The sequence below is a fragment of the Streptomyces sp. NPDC032822 genome (assembly GCF_055578825.1).
Genome location: NZ_JBVIOL010000009.1, coordinates 344,592 through 362,685, shown reverse-complemented (window position 1 = coordinate 362,685; position 18,094 = coordinate 344,592). Strand labels below are relative to the sequence as shown.

Sequence of the window (18,094 nt, the reverse complement as noted above, 5' to 3'; positions counted from 1 at the left end):
GTCTCCCTGGTCGCTCACGCCAGACTGTCCCGCCACGCCCGGTGCAGGTCCGCGAACCGGCCGGTACCCGCGATCAGCTCGGCCGGGGTGCCGTCCTCGACGATCCGGCCGTGCTCCATCACCAGGACCCGGTCGGCGATCTCGACGGTCGACAGCCGGTGCGCGATGACCACGGCCGTCCGGCCCTTCAGCACCGTCGCCATCGCGCGCTGCACGGCCCGCTCGCCCGGGATGTCGAGCGAGCTGGTCGCCTCGTCGAGGATCAGGACGGCCGGGTCGGCGAGCAACGCCCGCGCGAAGGCCACGAGTTGGCGCTGACCGGCGGAGATACGGCCGCCCCGCTTGCGGACGTCCGTGTCGTAGCCGTCGGGCAGCGCGCTGACGAAGTCGTGCGCGCCGATGGCCTTCGCGGCCTCCTCGATCTCCGCCCGGGTGGCGTCCGGCCGTCCGATGGCGATGTTCTCGGCGACCGTCCCGGAGAACAGGAACGCCTCCTGCGTCACCATGACCACCCCGCGCCGCAGCTCCGGCACGGCCAGGTCGCGCAGGTCGACGCCGTCCAGCAGGACCCGGCCGGCGGAGGGGTCGTAGAACCGGGCGAGCAGCTTGGCCAGGGTCGACTTGCCGGCGCCGGTCGAGCCGACGACCGCGACCGTCTGGCCGGCCGGCAGGGTCAGATCGAAGCCGGGCAGGACCTCCCCGCCGGTGCGGTAACCGAAACTGACCTCGTCGAAGACGACCTGGCGGCCGGGGTGTTCGGACTCCAGGGGCGGAAGCTGCCGGGGCACCGAGGGCTCCGGCACGGACGGTGTCTGGGCGAGCAGCCCGGCGATCTTCTCCAGCGAGGCCGCCGCCGACTGGTAGGAGTTCAGGAACATGCCGAGCCGGTCGATCGGGTCGTACAGCCGCCGCAGGTACAGCACCGCCGCCGCCAGCACGCCCAGCTCCAGCGAGTCGTCCGCCACCCGGTGCGCGCCCCACAGCACGATCAGCGCGACCGACGTGTTGGCGACCAGCCGGGAGCCGATCACATAGCGGGCCATCTCCAGGATCGCGTCCCCGTTGACCCGCTCGTGCCGGGAGTTGAGCACCTCGAAGTCGGCGTCGTTGACCGCCTCGCGGCGGAAGGCGCGCACCGGCCGGATGCCGTTCATCGTCTCGACGAACTTCACGATCACGGCAGCGATGGCCGTCGACCGCACCCGGTACACCTTCCCCACCCGCCGCCGGTAGAGCCGGATCAGCAGATACAGCGGCACGAACGACGCCACCGCCACCGCGCCGAGCCCCAGGTCCAGCCAGAGCAGCAGCGCCGAGATGTAGGCGAAGGACAGGAAGACGCCGACCAGTTCCTGGAGGCCCTCGTTGAGCAGCTCGCGCAGCGACTCCACGTCCGTGGTGGAGCGGGAGATGAGGCGGCCCGAGGTGTAGCGCTCGTGGAAGTCGACGCTCAGCGCCTGCGCGTGCCGGAAGATCCGGCCCCGCAGGTCCAGCAGCACGTCCTGGTTGACGCGGGCCGCGGCGACCACGAACACGCTCTGCAGGGCGCCGGCGGCGAGCGCGCACACCAGATAGCCGACCCCCACCGCGACCAGCGGGCCGTTGTCGTGGTCCCGGAACGCGGGCACGCCCCTGTCGATGGCGTACGCCACCAGCAGCGGGCCCGCCTGGGTGGCCCCCTGCTGGAGCAGCAGCAGAAGCGTCGTGATCGCGACCCGGGCCTTCATGGGGGCCAGCAGGGAGCGCAGCAGGGCGCCGGTGGCACCCGGGGGCGTGGGCAGGACGTCGCGGTCGAACGCGTCGTCCTGCCGGGTGGACGAGGGTTCCTCGGCGGGCCGTTCCTTGCCGGGGGTGGTGGGGGGCGCCGACGCCGTCATCGCGCTGTCTCCTCGGTTCCGGCCATCAGATGGGCGTACTCGGCGTTCGTGCGCAGCAGTTCCTGGTGGGTGCCGACGGCGGTGATCCGCCCCGCGGAGAGCAGGGCGACCCGGTCGGCGAGCAGCACCGTCGAGGGGCGGTGGGCCACGATCAGGGCCGTGGTCTGAGACAGGACGTCCCGCAGCGCCGCCTCCACGGCCGCCTCGGTGTGCACGTCCAGCGCGGACAGCGGGTCGTCGAGCACCAGGAACCGGGGCCGGCCGACCACGGCTCTGGCCAGCGCCAGCCGCTGCCGCTGCCCGCCCGACAGACTGAGCCCCTGCTCGCCGACCTGGGTGTCGGTGCCCTGCGGCAGCGCGTACACGAAGTCGGCCTGGGCGACGGACAGCGCCCGCTCCAACTCCTCCCGCCCCGCGCCGTCGTGCGCGCCCATGAGGATGTTGTCGCCGACACCGGCGGAGAACAGGGTCGGCTCCTCGAAGGCGACGGCGACCTTCGCGCGCAGCTCCTCGCGGGACATCGCCGTGATGTCGTCGCCGTCCAGGGTGATCCGTCCGGACGTCACCTCGTGCAGCCGCGGGACGAGCGCGGTGAGCGTGGTCTTGCCGCTTCCGGTGGCACCGACCAGGGCCATGGACTCGCCGGGACGGATGTGGAGGTCGACGCGGTCCAGGACGGGGAGGGTGTCCTCGGGGGCGTCGGGATAGCGGAACGACACCTCGTGGAACCGGAGTCCGGTGCGCTCGGAGCGCTGTGTGACGACGGCGGTGGCCCGCGCCTCGGCCTTCCGGGACCCGGGCTCCCTGGACCCGGGCTCCCGTGACCCGGCTTCCCGGGACTCGGGCTCCGCGTCCATCACCTCGAAGTACCGCTCCGTCGCCGTCGCCGCCTCCTGGCTCATCGCCAGCAGGAAGCCGATGGAGTCGACCGGCCACCGCAGCGCGAGCGCGGTCGACAGGAAGGCGACCAGCGTCCCCGCCGACAGCTCCCCGTCCGCGACCTGCACCGTCCCCAGCACCAGCGCCGCCCCGATGGCCACCTCCGGCAACGTCACGATGACGCCCCAGATCGTCGCCAGCAGCCCGGCCTTGCGCAGCTCCGTCCCCCGCAGCGTCCGCGCCAGCTCCCGGAACGCCCGGGACTGGCTCCGGTGCCGCCCGAACCCCTTGATGATCCGGATACCGAGGACGCTCTCCTCGACGACCGTCGTCAGATCACCGACCTGGTCCTGCGCCCGCCGCGCCACCTCGGTGTACTTGGTCTCGAAGATCACGCAGGTCACGATCACGGGGATCGCGGGACCGAGGATGACCAGCCCGAGCGACCAGTCCTGGATCAACATGATCACCATGCCGATGACGATCGTCACGCCGTTGACCAGCAGGAACGTCAGCGGGAAGGCGAGGAACATGCGGACCAGCATCAGGTCCGTGGTGCCCCGGGACAGCAGCTGGCCCGAGGCCCACCGGTCGTGGAAGGCCACCGGCAGCCGCTGGAGATGCCGGTACAGATCGGCCCGCATACCCGCCTCGACCCCCGCGAGCGGGCGGGCCACCAGCCACCTCCGCAGCCCGAACAGCAAGGCCTCCGCGAGCCCGAGCAGCAGCAGGTACAGCGCGCCGAGCCAGACCCCCGCGGAGTCCCCGTCGGCGACCGGCCCGTCCACCATCCACTTCAGGACGAGCGGAATCACAAGGCCCGCACAGGAGGCGAGCACGGCGACGAACGCGGCGACGAACAGCCGCGTGCGCACGGGCCGGACGTACGGCCACAGGCGCGACAGGGAGCGCACGGCCGACCGGTCGCCGGGTCGCCCGGCCGGCTCGGGATTCTCGGAGTCCTTGGTGGTGACAGGTGTCGTGGCCATCAGCAGTGAGACTACGGATCGGCACTGACAACGCCCACCGAGTTTTGGCGGACCCGAATCGGCCGCTGGTCCTACGACCTGCGTGTTCGAGGGGTCGTACGGCCGCATCAGCCGATCGGTTGATGCCGGTTCGAGCGCGATGGCCGATGCCCGGGAGGCCCGCGCCCCGCGACCCTGAGGCCATGCCCGTCATCGAAGTAACCGATCTGCGCAAGTCGTACGCCGGCCGACCCGCCGTCGACGGCGTCTCCTTCGCCGTCGAGGAGGGCGAGATCTTCGGCGTCCTCGGCCCGAACGGCGCCGGCAAGACCACCACCGTCGAGTGCGTCGAGGGCCTCCGGATCCCCGACGCGGGCCGGGTCCGGGTCACCGGCCTCGACCCGGTCGCCGACCGCGCGGCCACCCGCCGGGTCCTGGGCGCCCAGCTCCAGCAGAGCGAACTGCAGTCCAAGCTCACCGTCCGCGAGGCACTGGAGCTGTACGCGTCCCTCTATCCGCGCCCCCTCGACTGGCGGCCCCTGGCCGAACGCCTCGGCCTGACCGCCAAGGCGGACACCCGGTTCGCGAAGCTCTCCGGCGGTCAGAAACAGCGGCTGTTCATCGCGCTGGCCCTGATCGGCGATCCCCGGATCGTCGTCCTCGACGAACTCACCACCGGCCTCGACCCGCGCGCCCGCCGGGACACCTGGGAACTCATCGAGGACATCCGCGCGAACGGCGTCACCGTCCTCCTCGTCACCCACTTCATGGAGGAGGCGCAGCGCCTGTGCGACCGGATCGCCGTGATCGACAAGGGGCGGGTGGCCGCCCTGGACACCCCGGCCGGGCTGATCCGCCGCTCGGCGGGTGCCACCGTCATCAGCTTCACCCCGTCCGCCCCGCTGGACGACCGTGACCTGAACACGCTGCCCGCACTCGCGTCGGTCGAGTACAAGGACGGCCGCGTCACCCTGTCCGGCACCGACGAGACCGTCAACGCCGTCGTCACCCTCCTCGCCCGCACCCACATCACCGCCCACCAGCTCCGTGTCACCGACGCCACGCTCGACGACGCGTTCCTCGACCTCACGAAGGACGCCGCACAGGACGCCACGAAGGAGGCAGCGGCATGAGCACCGCCGTACTGAGGACCGAGGTCCGCCTCTTCCGGCGCGAGCCCGGCGCGCTGTTCTGGATCCTGCTGTTCCCGACCCTGCTGCTGGTGATCCTCGGCTCGATCCCGTCCTTCCGCCACCACGAGGCCGACCTCGGCGGTCTGCGGACCATCGACGTCTACGTGCCCGTGGCCGTGCTCCTCGGCCTGATCGTGGGCGGCCTCCAGTCCATGCCGCAGACCCTCACCGGCTACCGCGAGCGCGGCATCCTGCGCCGCATGGCCACGACCCCGGTCCGTCCCTCCGCCCTGCTCTCCGCCCAGATGGTGGTCTACGGCGGTGCCGCCCTGCTGTCCGCGCTGCTCGCCCTCGTCGTCGGCCGGCTCGCCTTCGCCGTACGACTGCCCGAGCAGTTCCCCGGATACCTGCTCGCCCTGGTCCTGGCCGTGCTGGTCGCTCTCGCGCTGGGCGCGGTGATCTCGGCGCTGTCCCGGACGACGAAGATCGCGGGGGCGATCGGCTCGGCCGTGTTCTTCCCGTCGATGTTCTGCGCGGGTGTGTGGGCGCCGGTGCAGACCATGCCGGACGTGCTGGCCCGGATCGTCGGATACACCCCGTTCGGCGCGGCCGCCGAGGCCCTGAACCGGACCGCGGCAGGCGACTGGCCGAGCTGGTCGCAGCTGGGCGTCCTCGTCGCCTGGACCGTCCTGCTCACGGCCGCCGCGTCGCGCTGGTTCCGCTGGGAGTAGGGGTGGGGGCCGTGCAGACTGGGGGCATGACCGCGGCGGACACACAGCTCGACCGGCGCATGGAGCAACTGCACATCTGGGGGCCGTACGGGCTGCTCGGCGTCGGCGTCGTCCTCGCGGTCGTCGCCGCCGACCTGATGGACGGCCCCGTCGAGTGGCAGGCCGCCGGGGCCCTGGTCGTCGCCGCCCTCGCGCTCCAGCTCTGGTGGCACGCCACCCGCTCCCGGCGGACCGACCGCGGCCGGACCCCGTCCCGGGCCGGGACGGCGTACTACATCGCCCGCTGGGCCTTCGCCTTCGCCCTCACCTGCATCAACCCGTTCTTCGCGTTCTACGCCGCCGCCGGCTACATGGACGCGGACGAGCTGATCCCGGGCATGTGGCGGCGGCTCGGGCTGTTCGCCAGCGCGGTCACCGTGGCCAGTGCGCAGGCCGGCGGGGTGCCGTTCACCAGTGGCATCCAGTGGGCCGCGTTCGCCGCGCTCCTGGCCGCCAACTTCGGTCTCCAGGCGATGGTCGCCCACCTCACCGAACAGGAGGAGCGGCGCTCCCGCGAGCGCGCCGACACCATCGCCGAACTGGAACACACCAACACGGCGTTGCAGCAGGCCCACGACGAGAACGCCGCCCTGCACGCCCAACTCCTCGTCCAGGCGAGGGAGGCCGGGGTCGCCGACGAACGCCGGAGGCTGGCCGCCGAGATCCACGACACCATCGCCCAGGGCCTGACCGGCATCATCGCCCAGCTCCAGGTCGTCGCGAGCGCCCCCGACCTGGACATCGCCCGCACCCACCTCGGCCGCGCCTCGGACCTGGCCCGCCACAGTCTCGGCGAGGCCCGCCGCTCCGTGCAGAACCTCGCCCCGGTGGCCCTGGAGCACGACGGACTGCCGGAAGCCCTGAAGAAGACGGTCGCCGACTGGGGCGAACGGACCGGTGTGCGTGCCGAGTTCACGGCCACCGGACGAGTGGAACAGCTCCACGAGGAGGTCGCGGCCACCCTCCTGCGGATCGTCCAGGAGGCCCTGTCCAACGCGGGCCGGCACGCGGCGGCCACCCGTGTCGGCGTCACCCTGTCCTTCCTCGGCGACGAGGTGATCCTCGACATCCGGGACGACGGCCGCGGCTTCGATCCCCTCGCCCTCCCGGAACGCACCCGCGCCGGCGGCTTCGGCCTCGACGGCATGCGCGCCCGCGCCGAACGCATCGCCGGCTTCCTCACCGTCGAGTCGGAGCCGGGTCACGGCACGGCCCTGTCGGCTCGCGTACCGTTGGTCCGCCATGACCGGTGACCCGGGTATCTCCGTGCTGATCGTCGACGACCATCCCGTCGTACGGGACGGTCTGCGCGGCATGTTCGAGTCCGCGCCGGGATTCACGGTCCTCGGCGAGGCGTCGAACGGGGTCGAGGCGGTCGAGAGGGCCGCCGCGCTCGACCCCGACGTGATCCTGATGGACCTGCGGATGCCGGGCGGGGCGGGGGTGGACGCCATCCGTGAACTGACCCGGGCCAGCGCCCGCGCGAAGGTCCTCGTCCTGACGACGTACGACACCGACTCCGACACCCTGCCCGCCATCGAGGCGGGCGCGACGGGCTATCTGCTGAAGGACGCCCCGCGCGACGAGCTGTTCACGGCCGTGCGGGCGGCGGCGCAGGGCCGTACGGTGCTGTCCCCGGCGGTGGCCTCCCGACTGGTCTCGGCCGTCAGAACTCCCGGGGCTCCCGGCAACGAGCCGCTCTCCGCCCGCGAGCGCGAAGTGCTGGCCCTGGTCGCCAAGGGCACGTCCAACCGTGAGATCGCCCGCGAACTGTTCATCAGCGAGGCGACCGTGAAGACCCATCTCACCCACCTGTACGCCAAGTTGGGCGTAGGTGACCGCGCGGCGGCGGTCGCGGTGGCGTACCAGCGGGGGATCCTCGGCTGAGGCTAGTCGGGATACGGCAGCAGCCCGCCCGCGACCTTCTCCCAGGCCGCCTTCAGCTCGGCGAGCAACTCCGGCTTGTCGGGGGCGAGATCGGCCTGTTCGCGGGAGTCGGCCGCCAGGTTGTAGAGGTGGTCGGTCCTGGCGGCGTCCTGGTAGTACTTCCAGTCGCCGCGCCGGAGCGCCCGGTTGGCCCGCACCCGCCAGAACAGGTCCCGCTCCGGCAGCTCCTCGTCCTTGAGCAGGTATCCGGCCAGGCTCGTGCCGTCCAGCGGATAGGCCGGGTCGGGCCGGGCGCCGCCCACCTCCAGCAGGGTCGCCGTCCAGTCGGGGGAGAAGTTCGGCTCGTGGCTGACCTGATGGCCGTCGATCCGGGCGGGCCAGCGCACGATGGTGGGGACCCGGATGCCGCCCTCCTGGAGGACGAACTTCTCGCCGCTCAGCGGCCACTGGTAGGACCAGCGTTCGCCGCCGTTGTCGCTGGCGAACAGCACCAGCGTGTTCTCCTCCTGGCCGGACCGGCGCAGGGCCGCGAGTACCTCGCCGACGGCCGCGTCCAGGCTCTCCACCATCTGCGTGTACTTCTCGACGGAGCCGCCGTCGTAGTGGTTGAGCGCCTTGCTGACCTCGGCCTGGGTCTTCGCGGCCCGGATCCGCGCCTCGATCTCGGCGCCGGTCTCCTCGTCGCCCTCCGCGAGCCAGGGCCAGTGCGGGGTGGTGAAGTTGAGGTTCAGCAGCCAGGGTGTGTCGTGCTTCCGGCCGACGTACTCGACGGCCCGCTCGGTGAGGACCTCGGTGTAGTACCGCAGGTCCTTGTAGGTCGCGTCGCCCTCGTAGAGGTCGTAGTCGCCGAGCTGGCCCAGCTTGGAGAAGTACTCCAGTACGCCCCCGTGGTTGCCGAAGAACTCGTCCCAGCCGGACTTGGTCGGGCTGTAGTCCGGCAGCCAGCCGCAGTGCCACTTGCCGATGAGCGCGGTGGCGTAGCCCGCCTTCCTCAGCAGCGAGGCCAGGGTGGGGTGGTTCGGGTCCAGCCCCTGTGTCCGGTTCGCGATGGGCTCGGCCAGCCCGCCGGGTGTACGGCCCGGATAGCGCCCGGTGTACAGGCTGAACCGGGTCGGCGAGCAGGTGGCCGACCCCGAGTAGGCGTCGGTGAACCGCACCCCCTGCCGGGCCAGCCGGTCCAGGTGCGGCGTCCTGATGTGCGGGGCCCCGTAGGAGGAGAGGTCGGCCCAGCCGAGGTCGTCGCCCAGGATGACCAGGAGGTTGGGGCGTTTGCCGGCGGCGGGGCGCGCCTTGAAGGGGCGTTCGGCGGGTACGGCCTCGGCGGCGGTGGCCGTACCGGCGACGGCGGTCACGGCACCGCCGCCGACGAGACCACCGAAGGTGCGACGGGATATCTCAGGCATGCGTTTCAGTTGATCAGCGGACCCCGCCGCCTGGCCAGGAATCCGCCGTGGAGTTCACGGGCCTGAAACGTTGCCTCAGCCGACCACCTGCGACCGACCACCTTCGGTCGGTCACCTGCGACCGACCACCCTCACCCCACCGCGTTCAGCCCACCACTTTCAGCAACAGCACCGCCCGGGCCGGAACCGTGATCGCCGCCCCCGCCCGGTGCGGCACACCCGGTGCCGCCCCCTGTTCCTCCCGTGCCGTGTCGACGACCACCTCGTACCGCTCGGCCCACGGCGGCCCCGGCAGCACGAAGCTCACCGGCCGGTCCCCGGCGTGCAGGACGGCGAGGAAGCTGTCGTCGAGGATCGGGTCCCCGTGCTCGTCGCGGCCGGGGATGTCCCGGCCGGAGAGGTACATGCCGAGGGTGGCGGCGGGCGCGTACCAGTCCCGTTCCGTCATCTCGGTGCCCCGCGCGGTGAACCAGGCCAGGTCCCTGATGCCGTCCGCGGAGTGCGCCCGGCCGGAGAAGAAGGCCCGGCGGCGCAGCACGGGATGCCGGTGGCGCAGCTCTATCAGGCGGGCGGTGAGGTCGGACAGGGCCTTCCAGCCGGGATCCTCCAGCAGGTCCCAGTCGACCCAGCTGATCTCGTTGTCCTGGCAGTACGCGTTGTTGTTGCCGTGCTGGGTGCGCCCCAGTTCGTCCCCGGCGACCAGCATCGGCACGCCCGTCGACAGCAGCAGGGTGGTGAGGAGGTTCCGCAGCTGCCGTCGCCGTAGCGCCCGCACCCGCTCGTCGTCGGTCTCCCCCTCCGCACCGCAGTTCCAGGCGCGGTTGTCGTCGGTGCCGTCCCGGTTGCCCTCGCCGTTCGCCTCGTTGTGCTTGTGCTCGTAGGAGACGAGGTCCCGCAGGGTGAAACCGTCGTGCGCGGTGATGAAGTTGACCGAGGCGTAGGGTCGGCGCCCGCCCCAGGCGTACAGGTCGCTCGACCCCGACAGCCGGTAGCCCAGGTCGCGGACGTCGGGCAGCGCGCCCCGCCAGAAGTCCCGTACGGCGTTGCGGTAGCGGTCGTTCCACTCCGTCCACAGCGGTGGGAAGGCCCCGACCTGGTAGCCCCCGGAGCCGACGTCCCACGGCTCGGCGATCAGCTTCACCCGGCGCAGCACCGGGTCCTGCGCGATCACGGCGAGGAACGGCGACAGCATGTCGACGTCGTGCATGGAGCGGGCCAGCGCGGCGGCCAGGTCGAAGCGGAAGCCGTCCACGCCCATCTCGGTCACCCAGTAGCGCAGCGAGTCGGTGATCAGGCGCAGGACGTGCGGCTGGACCACGTGCAGGGTGTTTCCGCAGCCCGTGTAGTCGGCGTACCGGCGGGCGTCCGACTGCAGCCGGTAGTAGCCGCGGTTGTCGATGCCCTTCAGGGAGAGCGTCGGGCCCAGTTCACCCGCCTCCGCCGTGTGGTTGTAGACCACGTCGAGGATGACCTCGATGCCGGCCTCGTGCAGCGCGTGCACCATGCGCTTGAACTCGCCGACCTGCCCTCCCGTCGTCCCGGAGGCGGCGTAGCCCGCGTGCGGCGCGAAGTAGCCGATCGAGTTGTAGCCCCAGTAGTTCTTCAGCCCCTTGCGCAGCAGATGGTCCTCGTGCGCGAACTGGTGGACCGGGAGCAGCTCGACGGCCGTCACGCCCAGCTTCACCAGGTGCTCGATCGCCGCCGGGTGCGCGAGCCCGGCATACGTGCCCCGCAGCTCCTCCGGGATGCCCGGGTGCCGCCGCGTGAAGCCCTTGACGTGCACCTCGTAGATCACCGAGTCCGCCCACGGCGTCTTCGGCCGGCGGTCGTCGGCCCAGTCGTCGTCATCGTGGACGACGACCCCCTTCGGGACGTACGGCGCCGAGTCCCGGTCGTCGCGCACGGTGTCCGCGACCTGCTGCTGGGGCCAGTCGCGGACGTGCCCGTACACCTCCGGCGGCAGGCTGAAGTCGCCGTCCACCGCGCGCGCGTACGGGTCGAGGAGGAGCTTCGCGGGGTTCCAGCGGGCGCCGGTCCACGGGTCCCAGCGGCCCCGCACCCGGTAGCCGTAGCGCTGGCCGGGCATCACGCCGGGCACGAATCCGTGCCAGATCTCGTGGGTCAGCTCGGTCAGCCGGGCCCGGGTCTCCCTGCCCGCCTCGTCGAACAGACACAGCTCGACGGCCTCGGCCCCGCCCGCCCACAGGGCGAAGTTGGTGCCCGCCACGCCGTCCGGGCCGACCCGGAACCTGGCGCCCAGCGGCGTCGGCGCCCCCGGCCGCACGGGCACGGCCGGTGGTGGCGCGGTGCGGCGCGCGCCGTTCACGACGGCGGCCGGACGCCCGTCCTTGGCCACCGCCTCCTGCTCGGCTGCGCTGGACACCTGTCAGCCTCCCACGGCTCGTGGAACGACCCGGTAAGGGCGTGCGGCGTCCCGACCACTGCACCCCTCGCGTCGTTCTCCCCACTGTTCTGCCCAGAGCTTGGGTCGCACTCACGTTTCCCCGGAGCGGGCCCGGTCGTTGGGCACCCCGTGAGGCACGTAACAGGGCGCGCGAGGCGCGCGGGGGTCGCACTGGCCGCCGTACTGACATGGGCAGGACTGCTGGCCGGGGCCACCGGCTGTACCGGCGACGGCACGGGCGGCATCGATGTCGGAGGGCTCGGCAAACCCCCGGCGCCCGAGGACGTCATCCGGATCTCCCCGGACGACGGCACCAAGGAGGTGCGACCCGAGGAGGAGCTCAGGGTCCGGGTGCCCGACGGACGCCTGGAGTCGGTCCGGGTCGTCCGCTCCCAGGACGCCCAGGAGTCCCCGGTGCCGGGCCACCTCTCCGAGGACGGCCTGAGCTGGGAACCCGACGACCGAAAGCTCGCCCTGGCCGCCAGGTATATGATCGACGCGGTCGCCCTGGACGGCCACGGCCGCCGTTCGGCCCGGCACACCACGTTCACCACGTACGTCCCCGAAGAGCGCTTCATCGGATACGTCAGCCCGGAGAACCGCTCCACCGTCGGCACCGGAATGATCGTCTCCCTGGAGTTCAACCGGGAGATCGAGCACCGCGCGGCCGTCGAACGGGCGATCCACGTCACCGCGAAACCGCCTGTCGAGATCCGCCCGCACTGGTTCGGCGACGGCCGCCTCGACTTCCGCCCCGAGCACTACTGGAAGCCCGGCACCGAGGTCACCGTCTCGCTCAGACTGCGTGACGTGGAAGGCGCGTCCGGCGTCTACGGCCTCCAGTACAAGACGTTCTCCTTCACGGTCGGCCGCAGCCAGGTCTCCCTGGTCGACGCGGCGAAGCACACCATGGAGGTGCGGCGGGACGGCGAACTGCTCGCCACCGTGCCGATCACGGCGGGCGCCCCGAAGACCACGACGTACAACGGCAGGATGGTCGTCACGGAGATGCTCGACGTGACCCGCATGAACAGCCGCACGGTCGGCTTCGGCGGCGAGTACGACATCCCGGACGTCCCGCACGCCATGCGCCTCACCGACTCCGGCACCTTCCTGCACGGCAACTACTGGGCGCCGAACGCCCCCGGGCGGGTCAACGTCAGCCACGGCTGCGTGGGTCTGCGCGATGTGAAGGGCGGCGGTTCGGACACGCCGGCGGGCTGGTTCTTCGACCGCAGCCTCGTCGGCGATGTCGTCGAGGTCGTCCACAGCAACGACAAGCAGGTCGCCCCCGACAACGGGCTCGGAGGCTGGAATATGGGATGGAAGGCGTGGAAAGCGGGCAGTTCGGTGAAGTAGCCGGACACAGGGGTGGGTGGAGACGATTTTCTGTTGAAGTCGGTACGGAACGGTGACCTCGGCCTCACAAGATGCTCAAAACCATGCGGTTAATATGCGCCGATGCGTGCGCGACGCGCACAGGGGAGCGGGTCTGACCAGGCCCGGCGAGGGGAGAACAGTTGAACGTGCGACCGATATCGGGGGCGTCGGTTGACGTGCGGTCACGGCAGGGCGGGAGGCTGCCGGCGCTCATAGCCGGCGCCCTGTTGCTGACCGTCACCGCATGCGGCGGGGGAGGCTCCGGGGCCGGGGCCGGTTCGGGGGACGGGAAGGGCACGGGCGAGAGCTCCCAGGCGGAGACCAAGCAGTCGCAGGCCGTCGTCTCCATCGCCCCGAAGGACGGCACCAAGTCCGTCGACACCAGCGGAGACCTCAAGATCAGTGCCGCCAAGGGGAAGTTGACCGAGGTCGAGGTCAAGAACGCCAAGGGCGACGAGATCGCGGGGAAGATCACCGGCGGGGGTGCCACCTGGACGCCGTCCACGCACCTCGCCGCCGCCACGAAGTACACCGTGCACGCGGTCGCGAAGGACTCCGAGGGCCGTGAGGCGGCCGAGGACTCCAGCTTCACCACGCTGACGCCCAAGAACACGTTCGTCGGCACCTTCACGCCGGAGGACGGCTCCAAGGTCGGCGTCGGAATGCCGTTCTCCATCCGTTTCACCCGGGGCATCACCAGCCCGGCCGACGTCGAGAACGCCATCAAGATCAAGACCGAGCCGGCCGTCGACGTCGAGGGCCACTGGTTCGGCAACGACCGCCTGGACTTCCGTCCCGAGGAGTACTGGAAGGAAGGCACCAAGGTCACCGTCGAGCTCAACCTCGACGGCGTCGAGGGCCGCGACGGCGTCTACGGCGAGCAGGCCAAGACCGTCTCCTTCACCGTCGGCCGCAACCAGGTCTCCGTCGTGGACGCCAAGAAGCACACGATGAAGGTCATGCAGGACGGCAAGACCGTCAAGACCCTCCCCATCACCACCGGCAAGCCGGGCTACGAGACCTGGAACGGCGAGATGGTCATCAGCGAGCGGCTGCGGGTGACCCGCATGAACGGCGAAACGGTCGGCTACGGCGGTGAGTACGACATCAAGGACGTCCCGGACGCGATGCGGCTGACCACCTCCGGCACGTTCATCCACGGCAACTACTGGGCCAGTGGCGCCTTCGGCAACTACAACGCCAGTCATGGCTGTGTGGGTCTCAAGGACGCGCGCGGCGGATACGACCGCAACCTGCCGGCCGCCTGGTTCTTCGACCACTCGATCATCGGTGACGTGGTGGTCGTGAAGAACTCCGACGACGCGACGGTCGCGCCCGACAACGGGCTGAACGGCTGGAACATGTCGTGGGAGAAGTGGAAGGCGTAGGTCTTCTGAAGGTCCGCCTGTAGGCGTTCGGCCCCGGTGCGAGATAACGCACCGGGGCCGTTGGCGTCAGCCCCAGTGCTGTGTCTGCTCGGGGGCGCCCCCTCGGATCCCTGGCCGGGTGTGATGGACCGGGTCGGGCCGTTGTCGTTGGTGGGCGTGCGGTGTCTGTCCGGGGGTAACCCCCGGATCCCCGGCCGGGCGTGATCGACCGCACCGGCCCGGTTGTCGTTGGTCGGCGTGCGGTGTCTGCTCGGGGACGGGCCCCGGGCCCCCGGACGGGCGTGATGGACCGCACCGGCCCGGTTGTCGTTAGTCGGCGTTAACCTGGCCCGCATGACCGTGAATCTCGAAGTCGCCGAAGGCGTCGGCACGATCCGTCTCGACCGCCCGCCGATGAACGCGCTGGACATCGCCACGCAGGACCGGCTCAAGGAGCTCGCCGAGGAGGCGGCCCGCCGGGACGACGTGCGGGCCGTGGTGATCTACGGCGGGGAGAAGGTGTTCGCGGCCGGCGCGGACATCAAGGAGATGCAGGCCATGGACCACGCGGCGATGATCGTGCGCGCCCGTGCCCTCCAGGACTCGTTCACGGCGGTGGCCCGTATCCCCAAGCCGGTCGTCGCGGCCGTCACGGGCTATGCGCTGGGCGGCGGTTGTGAACTGGCGCTCTGCGCGGACTTCCGGATCGCCGCCGAGAACGCCAAGCTGGGCCAGCCGGAGATCCTGCTCGGCGTGATCCCGGGCGCGGGCGGCACCCAGCGGCTGTCCCGGCTGATCGGCCCCTCCAAGGCGAAGGACCTGATCTTCACCGGCCGGATGGTGAAGGCCGACGAGGCGCTGACCCTGGGTCTGGTGGACCGGGTCGTCCCGGCCGACGAGGTCTACCCGCAGGCACACGCGTGGGCGGCGAAGCTGGCGCAGGGCCCGGCGATCGCGCTGCGGGCCGCCAAGGAGTCGATCGACACGGGTCTGGAGACGGACATCGAGACCGGCCTCGCCGTCGAACGGAACTGGTTCGCGGGCCTGTTCGCCACGGAGGACCGCGAGCGCGGGATGCAGAGCTTCGTGGAGGAAGGTCCCGGTAAGGCGAAGTTCCGCTGAACCGCTTGCAATTGACACGGTGTCTGATCCGGGTCCCTCGATGGGGCGGTTTATGGGAGCCTTAAGGCAGTCTTAAGCCTGCCTTGCCGAGGGAGCCTGTCGATTGCCGCCCACCGAGCCTTCCTCGCAGGTCGGCCGGGTCGTTCCGGGCACTGAAATGCCCTTGACATATGCCGGACGGTCCGATCGGAATGACGGATTCCGGGGACCGGATTCGTCGGAGACGGCCCCGGAGGGCATCGGGGGCGGCCATGATGGGGGCATGGCGGGGCTGGAGGGTATCGAACAGCCGCGGGGAGAGAGCCGTGCGACCGCGGCGCGCTGGTCTCCGGCGGTCGAGGACGAACACGCACTCAAGGCACTCGAACTGTTCGGCAACCCCACGGACGCGGAGGTTCCGCTGCCGTCCCGCCCCGAGTCCGCGGCCACCGCCCGCCGGCTGGCCCAGGTCGTCGTCCTCCGGCAGTGGGGGCTGAGCCCCAAGATGACGGAAGACGTGGTCCTGCTGGTCTCCGAACTCGTCGGCAACGCCGTCCGGCACACCGGCGCCCGCGTCTTCGGCCTCCGTATGCGCCGCCGCCGCGGCTGGATCCGCGTCGAGGTCCGCGACCCCTCCCGGGGGCTGCCGTGTCTGATGCCGGTCCAGGAGACGGACCTCAGCGGGCGGGGTCTGTTCCTCGTGGACAAGCTGTCCGACCGCTGGGGCGTGGACCTGCTGCCGCGTGGCAAGACGACCTGGTTCGAGATGAGGGTCGCGGACCGCTGACGGTCGCGCCCCCGACGCCACGGCAGGACCGCAGGGTGTGCGACCGGGCCCGGAGTGACCGCGAAATGGCCACCGAACGGGCCAATCGCCCGTTTTCGCCCCTCGTCCCCCTTAAATGGTGCGGGTGACCACGACCGATCGCCGTACGGCGCTTCGCGCGGGCGCCGCCCTGGTCGCCGCAGGTGCCTTCACCGCCGGCTGCGCGCCCCACGGAGCCGTCGCCCACCCGGCCCCCGCGACCGGCGCCTCCGTCCCACCCGCCACCGTCCCACCCGCCCCCGCCCCGCGTCGCTTCCCCGCCCAGCCCCTCCAGCTCTCCCACGGCCCCCGCAGCCGCCCCCGCGTCGCCCTCACCTTCCACGGCGGCGGCGACCCCGCCACCGCCGTGGCACTGCTCGACGAGGCCGAACGCGCCGGTGCCCGGGTCACCGTCCTCGCCGTCGGCACCTGGCTCGACGCACACCCCACGCTGGCCCGCCGCATCCTCGACGGCGGCCACGACCTCGGCAACCACACCCTCCACCACCTCGACATCAACACGATGTCCGAGACCGACGCCCGTGCGGAGATCACCGGCTGCGCCCGGCGCCTGAAGAGCCTCACCGGCTCCATCGGCACCTGGTTCCGCCCCTCCCGCGCCGTCCGCGCCACCCCGCTCGTCGAACGCCTGGCGCACAGCGCGGGCTACCCCCACGTCCTCTCCTACGACGTCGACTCCCTCGACTTCACCTCGCCCGGCGCATCCGCAGTCACCCGCAAGGTCCTCGGCGAGATCCGCAACGGATCCGTGGTGAGCCTGCACTTCGGGTACGCGGACACGGTCGCCGCACTCCCCGCCGTACTGGCAGAACTCGACCGCCGCCAACTGCGCGCGGTCACCACCACGGAGCTGCTGAGCTGATGTACCGCAACCTCACCAGGAACACCCTCGTCGTCGGCGCCGCCCTCACCGCGCTCGCCGCTTGCGGCACCGGGGGCCAGGACCGCGCCTCGGAGACCCGGGTCACCGAGGCCGCCGTCCCCGCGCCGGCGAAGAAGAAGCCGGTGCGGGGACTGCCCGGCATGCCGCCCGTCCTCGACCCGCAGGACGTGTACGCGGCCGACCGCCCCAACAGGCTCTCCCCGGTCGTCAAGGACTTCCCGTCCCGGGTCTACGTCCCCAACACCGAGTCCGACACGGTCTCCGTCATCGACCCGAAGACGTACGAGATCGTCGAGACGATCCACGTCGGTCGGCAGCCCCAACACGTCGTGCCCTCCTGGGACATGAAGACCCTCTGGGTCAACAACAACCGCGGCCACACGCTCACCCCGATCGACCCGAAGACCGGGAAGGCGGGCAAGCCGGTCAAGGTCCACGACCCGTACAACCTCTACTTCACCCCCAACGGCAAGTACGCCGTCGTGATGGCCTCCCTCGACCGCGAACTCGTCTTCCGCGACCCGCACACCATGAAGCGGATCAAGACCGAGCCGGTCACCTGCTACGGCGTCAATCACGCCGACTTCTCCCTGGACGGCAGGTACTTCATCGTCTCCTGCGAGTTCAGCGGCGAACTCCTCAAGGTCGACACCGAGAAGATGAAGGTCGTCGCGCAGCAGAAGCTTCCCTTCGACGGGGCGATGCCGCAGGACGTGAAGATCTCCCCGGACGGCAAACGGTTCTACGTCGCCGACATGATGGCCGACGGCATGTGGGTCCTGGACGGCGACAAGTTCACCGAGCCCAAGCTGCTGCCCACCGGCAAGGGCACCCACGGCCTCTACGTCGGCCGCGACTCCCGCGAGATGTACGTCTCCAACCGCGGCGAGGGCACCGTCTCCGTCTTCGACTTCACCCAGAACAAGCTCACGAAGAAATGGCACCTGTCCGCCGGCGCCAGCCCCGACATGGGCGGCGTCTCGGCGGACGGCAAGGTCCTGTGGCTGTCCGGGCGTTACGACTCCGAGGTGTACGCCATCGACACCCGTACCGGCACCCAGCTCGCCCGCGTCCCTGTCGGCAGCGGCCCGCACGGCCTCGCCGTGTACCCGCAGCCGGGGCGGTACTCGCTGGGGCACACGGGCATCTTCCGCTGATCACCCTTGGCCGCCGGGCCAGTTGACACGCCGCCGTACGAGTGATGATCCACAACGCG

General features: G+C 71.1%; 14 protein-coding genes. 10 read left to right on the top strand and 4 right to left on the bottom strand.

The window, feature by feature from the left end; translation table 11 throughout:
• Window positions 1-14: 14 nt before the first annotated feature.
• Both ACZ5VD_RS26650 and ACZ5VD_RS26645 read right to left on the bottom strand, forming a co-directional pair.
• Entirely contained in the window at window positions 15-1,877 is a 1,863-nt protein-coding gene (locus tag ACZ5VD_RS26650; protein ID WP_468548748.1) for an ABC transporter ATP-binding protein, read from the bottom strand.
• On the bottom strand, window positions 1,874-3,745 hold the full coding sequence (locus ACZ5VD_RS26645; RefSeq protein WP_468683545.1) for an ABC transporter ATP-binding protein: 1,872 nt from the start codon (window positions 3,743-3,745) through the stop codon (window positions 1,874-1,876). Before ACZ5VD_RS26645 ends, ACZ5VD_RS26650 begins: the two co-directional genes overlap by 4 nt.
• A 182-nt stretch (window positions 3,746-3,927) precedes the next feature.
• On the opposite strand from ACZ5VD_RS26645, the gene ACZ5VD_RS26640 reads away from it, so the two are divergent.
• Genes ACZ5VD_RS26640 through ACZ5VD_RS26625 form a run of 4 tightly spaced genes read left to right on the top strand, consistent with a single transcriptional unit; the run spans window position 3,928 to window position 7,514 of the window.
• Window positions 3,928-4,857 (top strand): ABC transporter ATP-binding protein, encoded by a 930-nt coding sequence (locus tag ACZ5VD_RS26640; protein WP_468683542.1) that lies wholly within the window; start codon window positions 3,928-3,930, stop codon window positions 4,855-4,857.
• Window positions 4,854-5,588, top strand: a complete 735-nt coding sequence (locus ACZ5VD_RS26635) for an ABC transporter permease (protein ID WP_468683540.1) — start codon at window positions 4,854-4,856, stop codon at window positions 5,586-5,588. Before ACZ5VD_RS26640 ends, ACZ5VD_RS26635 begins: the two co-directional genes overlap by 4 nt.
• A 26-nt stretch (window positions 5,589-5,614) precedes the next feature.
• Entirely contained in the window at window positions 5,615-6,880 is a 1,266-nt protein-coding gene (locus ACZ5VD_RS26630; RefSeq protein WP_468683539.1) for a sensor histidine kinase, read from the top strand.
• Entirely contained in the window at window positions 6,870-7,514 is a 645-nt protein-coding gene (locus tag ACZ5VD_RS26625; protein WP_468683537.1) for a response regulator, read from the top strand. Before ACZ5VD_RS26630 ends, ACZ5VD_RS26625 begins: the two co-directional genes overlap by 11 nt.
• 2 nt (window positions 7,515-7,516) lie before the next feature.
• Here ACZ5VD_RS26625 and ACZ5VD_RS26620 read toward each other — a convergent pair whose 3' ends face one another.
• Both ACZ5VD_RS26620 and glgX read right to left on the bottom strand, forming a co-directional pair.
• On the bottom strand, window positions 7,517-8,917 hold the full coding sequence (locus ACZ5VD_RS26620; RefSeq protein WP_468548742.1) for a sulfatase family protein: 1,401 nt from the start codon (window positions 8,915-8,917) through the stop codon (window positions 7,517-7,519).
• 145 nt (window positions 8,918-9,062) lie between these two features.
• Window positions 9,063-11,300, bottom strand: a complete 2,238-nt coding sequence (glgX, locus tag ACZ5VD_RS26615) for a glycogen debranching protein GlgX (RefSeq protein ID WP_468548741.1) — start codon at window positions 11,298-11,300, stop codon at window positions 9,063-9,065.
• Between the two features lie 150 nt (window positions 11,301-11,450).
• On the opposite strand from glgX, the gene ACZ5VD_RS26610 reads away from it, so the two are divergent.
• The 6 genes from ACZ5VD_RS26610 (at window position 11,451) to ACZ5VD_RS26585 (ending at window position 18,035) form a co-directional block, all read left to right on the top strand.
• On the top strand, window positions 11,451-12,680 hold the full coding sequence (locus ACZ5VD_RS26610) for a L,D-transpeptidase (RefSeq protein ID WP_468683536.1): 1,230 nt from the start codon (window positions 11,451-11,453) through the stop codon (window positions 12,678-12,680).
• A gap of 161 nt (window positions 12,681-12,841) precedes the next feature.
• Window positions 12,842-14,089, top strand: a complete 1,248-nt coding sequence (locus ACZ5VD_RS26605) for a L,D-transpeptidase (RefSeq protein WP_468548739.1) — start codon at window positions 12,842-12,844, stop codon at window positions 14,087-14,089.
• Window positions 14,090-14,422: 333 nt separating this feature from the next.
• Complete coding sequence (locus ACZ5VD_RS26600; protein ID WP_468548738.1) at window positions 14,423-15,190, top strand: enoyl-CoA hydratase/isomerase family protein; 768 nt, start codon at window positions 14,423-14,425, stop codon at window positions 15,188-15,190.
• Between the two features lie 262 nt (window positions 15,191-15,452).
• Window positions 15,453-15,956 carry an ATP-binding protein gene (locus ACZ5VD_RS26595; protein WP_468548737.1) on the top strand — a complete coding sequence of 168 codons (504 nt, stop codon included), beginning with the start codon at window positions 15,453-15,455 and terminating at the stop codon, window positions 15,954-15,956.
• 115 nt (window positions 15,957-16,071) lie between these two features.
• Window positions 16,072-16,857, top strand: coding sequence for a polysaccharide deacetylase family protein (locus ACZ5VD_RS26590; RefSeq protein WP_468683533.1), 786 nt, complete (start codon window positions 16,072-16,074; stop codon window positions 16,855-16,857).
• Complete coding sequence (locus ACZ5VD_RS26585; protein WP_468683531.1) at window positions 16,857-18,035, top strand: YncE family protein; 1,179 nt, start codon at window positions 16,857-16,859, stop codon at window positions 18,033-18,035. The genes ACZ5VD_RS26590 and ACZ5VD_RS26585 overlap by 1 nt, the downstream gene beginning before the upstream one ends.
• The last annotated feature ends 59 nt before the right edge of the window (window positions 18,036-18,094 follow it).